Below are 4,974 nucleotides of genomic sequence, written 5' to 3' on the forward strand. Positions count from 1 at the left end.
CTCCCCCACCGACCCCGCGGACCCCGCCGCCGACTGCGGCGTGACCGGCGGCTGCGGATCGTGCGCCCTGCAGGGCATGTGTGAATCGGAGAGCGCCACCACCCGGTAGGACAGCGCGGGGAGACCGGTGTGGGGCCCGCGTGGAGGCCCGGGTGGGGGCCCGCGTCCCGGCCCGACCGGTGGCCCGCTTCCCGCACGCTGCCTACGGTCAGAGGTCCATCCGACCCACACCGTGAAGGAGCTCGCCATGGCCCAGAAGTCCACGACAGAGTCCAACAAGGACGTCGTCGACATCCTCACCGCCGACCATCGCGAGATGATCGGGCTGATCGAGATGATCGAGGAGACCACCGACCCCAAGGAGCGCCGTTCGCTGGCCGACTCCGTGATCGCCGAGGTGACCCGGCACTCGGTGGCCGAGGAGCTGTTCGTCTACCCCGTCTACGAGCGCGAGGTCCCGGACGGCACCGAGGAGGTCGAGCACGACAAGGAGGAGCACCAGGAGATCGAAGAGGTGATGAAGGAACTCGAGGGCGTGGATGCCGAGAGCGCCGAGTTCATGGCCCTGGTCAAGCGGTTCAAGGAGCTTCTCGACCACCACGCCGAGGACGAGGAGACCGACCAGTTCCCCAAGCTGCGGGCGGCCGTCTCCGCCGAGGATCTGCTCGACCTGGGCCGCAAGGTCGAGGCGGCCAAGACCATCGCCCCCACCCGGCCGCACCCCGGATCGCCGCACTCCGAGCTGTTCCACATGACGCTCGGGCCCGGTGTCGGCATGGTGGACCGGCTCCGCGACGCCCTGAGCGGTCGACTCAAGAACACCTGATCGGCGCCGATCGTCCCGGGCCAGGTGCGGGTGCGGATGTCCCCCGGGCCGTGTGCTCCTGCTACGACAGCACCCGCGCCAGGACGGCGGCGAGGCCGCACCCGGCCATCACCAGCACCATCACCACAAGCCCGATGTTGTAGCGGGCCTGGGTCTGCTGGACCTCGCCAGCCCGGACGAACCGCCCCACCCGTTGCTCGTGGTGCCGCTGCACCCTGAGCAGCGCGAGAAGCGGGACCACCAAGAGGGTGGCGAAGACGGCCGCCCAGATCCACGCGGTCTCCGCGATCAGCTTGGCCACGAGGATGATGTTGACGGTCACCACGGCCCAGGTCCGAGCCCACGACAGGCTGGTGCGCTCGGCCTGGAGTCCGACGTCGGGCGGGACGGCCTCCGGGCGCACGCCGATCCGCCGCCGCGGGGCGCTCATGCGATGGTGCCGCCGAGGATCGCGACGACCAGCAGGATCGCACCGGTCGCGATGCCCAGCACCAGGAGGATCGACGCCTGCGGGACCGGAAGCGGCCTGTTGTGACGCATGGACGCCTCGATCCGGATCCAGCGTCGGAACGACACGGTGGCCAGCAGCGCCGCCATCACGAGGAGTACGCAGGCCAGCGGGGTCCGGATGATCTCAGGGATCTCGTCGCCGGCGAAGGCCTCCATCGCCACGGCGCCGGCCATCAGGCCGAGGCTCGTGCGGATCCACGCCAGGAAGGTCCGCTCGTTGGCGAGCGTGAACCGCGGATCCGGCTCCTCTCCGTCGCGTAGCGACCTGGGCCGCCATCCCTGGCGGGCGGTGTCTGTCATGCTCCGAGCCTATCGGGCGGCACCGGGGGTCCCGCGCCTGCCGGGACCTCACCCGTCCCGGGGCCTCGCCCAGACCTCCCGTGCCGCGGAGTGGTGAGATGGGCCGATGAGATTCCTGCGACGCCTCCGGATCGAGCCGTTCATCCTGGCGATCCTGGCCGCCGTCGTGGTGGCGGCGCTGTTGCCGGCCACCGGCGGGGCCGCCACAGCGCTCGGTTGGATCACGACCATCGGGATCGCCGTCTTGTTCTTCCTCTACGGCGCGCGGCTGGAACCCCGCGAACTCCTGGCCGGCCTCAGGCACTGGCGGCTGCACTCCGTGGTGCTCGCCGCGACGTTCCTGCTGTTCCCGGCACTCGGCCTGCTGGGCAGCTGGGCCCTCACGCCGGTGCTCGGCGAGCCGCTGGCCGCCGGGTTCCTCTTCCTCACGCTCGTGCCGTCGACCGTGCAGTCCTCGATCACGTTCGTCGCGATCGCCCGCGGCCACGTCAGCGCGGCCGTGGTCTCGGCGTCGGTGTCCAACCTCCTCGGGGTGGTCCTCACTCCCCTGTTGGTCTTCGCCCTCATGACCAGGGACGGAGCGGTGGTGATCACGTGGGACTCGGTCGGGAAGATCGCCCTGCAGCTGCTGCTGCCGTTCGTGCTGGGCCAGCTGCTGCGACGCTGGGTCCTGCCGGTCATCTCCAGGATCAGGCGGCTGGCGCTGTTCGACAAGTCGGTGATCGTCCTGATCGTCTACGCGGCGTTCTCCGAGGGAGTCGCCGACGACATCTGGTTGAGGGTCGGACCGGCCCAGCTGACGTGGCTGATCGCCGCGTGCTGCGTCCTGCTCGCGGTGGTGCTGGGGCTGACCGAACTGATCTCCCGCGCGCTCGGGTTCGCCGACCGGGACAAGAGGGTCGTGCAGTTCTGCGGGTCCAAGAAGTCACTGGCCACCGGGCTTCCCATGGCCGCTGTGCTGTTCGTCGGCCAACCCGTCGGGCTCCTGGTACTCCCCCTGATGCTGTTCCACCAGATCCAGCTCATCGTGTGTGCCTGGTTGGCGGGTCACTACGGACGGGCGGAGGGAACCGAGGCGCCCGCGGCGTGACAACCCGTCCGGGGCCAGGGCGTGAGCACCCCAGCCCGCCGTGAGAGCGGTCAACCCCGGTGCGCGCCTAGGAACTCCCGGAGCGCGGCCGCCACCTCGGCGGGGCGTTCCTCCGGGGCGAAGTGGCCGCACTGCTCGATCACGTGCAGCGCGCTGCCCGGGATCGCCTGCTGCAGCCGGTGGGCGTGGTCGATGACCTGCCAGGTGTCGTCCGCACCCCAGATCAGTTGGACCGGGACCCGGCCCAGCGTGTCCAACCGGTCGCTGATCTCCATGGTGTGGACGGGGTCGTAGTGCGCCACCTGGTGCTGGAACAGACTCGGTTGACCGATCGGACCGCTGATGATGTCCACGTAGATCCGAAGGGCCTCCGGGTCGAACCCCGAGGGGTCGCTGTGGGTGGACAGCAACCACTCCCGAAAATGCTCGCGGTGCTCGTCGTCCGGCTTCTTCGCCAGCACCTCCAGCCCGTCGGCCATCTGTTGCCGGGTGCGCTCGGAGGGATAGGAGTCGAAGCTCACGACGTCGATCAGCGTCAGCGTGCGCAGGCGCTCGGCCGAGCGGACCCCGAACCGTTGGGCGACGCCGCCGCCGATATCGTGCGCGACCAGGTGGAACGTCTCCAACCCCCACAGGTCGAGAAGTCCCTCGAGGACGGCGACCTGCCCGGTGATGGACGTGTCCACGGCCGGGTCGCGCGGCCTCTCGGACAGGCCGTAGCCCAGCAGGTCGAAGACGTGGGCGCGGTACCCGGCGTCGACGAGCCGGGGCACGACGTTCCGCCAGATGTACGACGACGACGGGGTGCCGTGCACCAGCACCACGGGCTCCCCGGCCCCGTGGACGCCGTGGGCGACGCGGTGGCCGTCGATGATCGCGTGCTGGTCGACGACGTGATCCATCGGCTCAGCCGGCGAGGTCCGCGACGAGCCGCTCGGCCAGTTCGGCGGACGACTGCGGGTTCTGCCCGGTGTAGAGGTTCCGGTCCACCACGACATACGAACCCCACGGCTCGGGAGCCTTGGAGTAGTCGGCACCCAGCTCCACCAGCTTGTCCTCCAGGAGCCAGGGGGCGTTGGCGGCCAGACCGACCTGCTCCTCCTCCGCGTTGGAGAAACCGGTGACCCGGTATCCGGCGAACGGTGAGGACGCCGGGTCCTCGGACGCGGCGAGCAGCGCCGCCGGGGCGTGGCAGAGCAGTGCCAGGGGTGACCCGGCGCTGACGCGTTCGGAGAGAATGGTGCCGGACACGCTGTCCACGGCCAGATCCTCGAGCGGGCCGTGTCCACCCGGGTAGAAGACCAGGTCGAAGTCCTCGTGGGCCACGGAGGCGAGATCGACGGGTGTGGTGAGAACCGGCTCGAGACGGTCGAGTGAGGCCTTGACCTTCTCGAGGGTCTCCGGGTCGCCTGCCCCCTCGTCGAGGCTCGCCTGATCAACCGTCGGGGCGCGCCCACCGGGAGTGGCCACCGTGACGTCCCAACCGGCGCCCGTGAACACCTCGTAGGGGGTCACGAACTCCTCGGCCCAGAATCCGGTGGGGTGCGCGGATCCGTCCTTGAGGGTCCAGTGGTCGGCGGCGGACAGGATCATGAGAACGCTGGTCATGGGCGCGACCCTACGGAGGTCGGGCTGAACCGCAACTGAACACTGCGGCGGTGAACTGCGTCACGCGTAGCCCATGATGTGGGAATTCACATCTTGTCGACTCTTCGCACCTCACCGGTCGTGTCGGGCCCACTACCTGGGCCGACGATGCCGGACCGATGTTGACGATGTATCAGCAGGTCAACGTGTCGCGCGTGGTCCGTCATGCTTAGTCGACGAAGCAATTGTCCACCCGGGGACGCCACCTTAATGTTCTCGCCGCATCAGCACAGCAGCACCCACGCCGGAAGCCGAGGCTTCCGGCGGCACACTTCGGACGCGACGACAAGGGCGGGCATGCACAACGACATTGCGCGGGCGGCGCGCCGTCCGGGCATCGCCGCGGTCATACTGGCCGGTCTCGCACTGGCGGGGGTCACCGGAGGAGCGGTGGCCGCGATCCTCTCGGCAGAAGGTGCAGGGACCGACATACGGGCGGTCTCGTCCGAGGCTCCGGCCGCTCAGGCCGGGCTGACCACCTCGGCCCGCCCACTCCCGGACCCCACTTCCGCACGACGAACCACTCCTGCCGCGACGTCCACCGCACCGACCACGCGGAGCTCCACAGCGCCAATCAGTTCCACTGCCGCACCTCCGGCGC

The 4,974-nt window shown here is 69.7% G+C and carries 6 protein-coding genes; 2 read left to right on the forward strand and 4 right to left on the reverse strand.

What is annotated here, in order from left to right; translation table 11 throughout:
• Positions 1–247: 247 nt before the first annotated feature.
• Positions 248–826, forward strand: coding sequence for a hemerythrin domain-containing protein (locus tag IY392_RS10585; protein ID WP_194861182.1), 579 nt, complete (start codon positions 248–250; stop codon positions 824–826).
• 61 nt (positions 827–887) lie between these two features.
• Here IY392_RS10585 and IY392_RS10590 read toward each other — a convergent pair whose 3' ends face one another.
• Positions 888–1,256: a DUF202 domain-containing protein gene (locus tag IY392_RS10590; protein ID WP_194861183.1), complete on the reverse strand. Its 369-nt coding sequence runs from the start codon at positions 1,254–1,256 to the stop codon at positions 888–890.
• Positions 1,253–1,636 (reverse strand): YidH family protein, encoded by a 384-nt coding sequence (locus IY392_RS10595; RefSeq protein ID WP_194861184.1) that lies wholly within the window; start codon positions 1,634–1,636, stop codon positions 1,253–1,255. The genes IY392_RS10590 and IY392_RS10595 overlap by 4 nt, the downstream gene beginning before the upstream one ends.
• 106 nt (positions 1,637–1,742) lie before the next feature.
• On the opposite strand from IY392_RS10595, the gene IY392_RS10600 reads away from it, so the two are divergent.
• Positions 1,743–2,726 carry a bile acid:sodium symporter family protein gene (locus IY392_RS10600; RefSeq protein WP_194861185.1) on the forward strand — a complete coding sequence of 328 codons (984 nt, stop codon included), beginning with the start codon at positions 1,743–1,745 and terminating at the stop codon, positions 2,724–2,726.
• A 50-nt stretch (positions 2,727–2,776) separates the two neighbouring features.
• On the opposite strand, the gene IY392_RS10605 is transcribed toward IY392_RS10600, so the two are convergent.
• Entirely contained in the window at positions 2,777–3,628 is an 852-nt protein-coding gene (locus IY392_RS10605) for an alpha/beta fold hydrolase (RefSeq protein WP_194861186.1), read from the reverse strand.
• Between the two features lie 4 nt (positions 3,629–3,632).
• Entirely contained in the window at positions 3,633–4,334 is a 702-nt protein-coding gene (locus tag IY392_RS10610) for a type 1 glutamine amidotransferase domain-containing protein (protein ID WP_194861187.1), read from the reverse strand.
• Positions 4,335–4,974 lie beyond the last annotated feature (640 nt).

It is taken from the genome of Dietzia sp. SYD-A1 (genome assembly GCF_015356725.1).
Taxonomy (GTDB): Bacteria; Actinomycetota; Actinomycetes; order Mycobacteriales; family Mycobacteriaceae; genus Dietzia.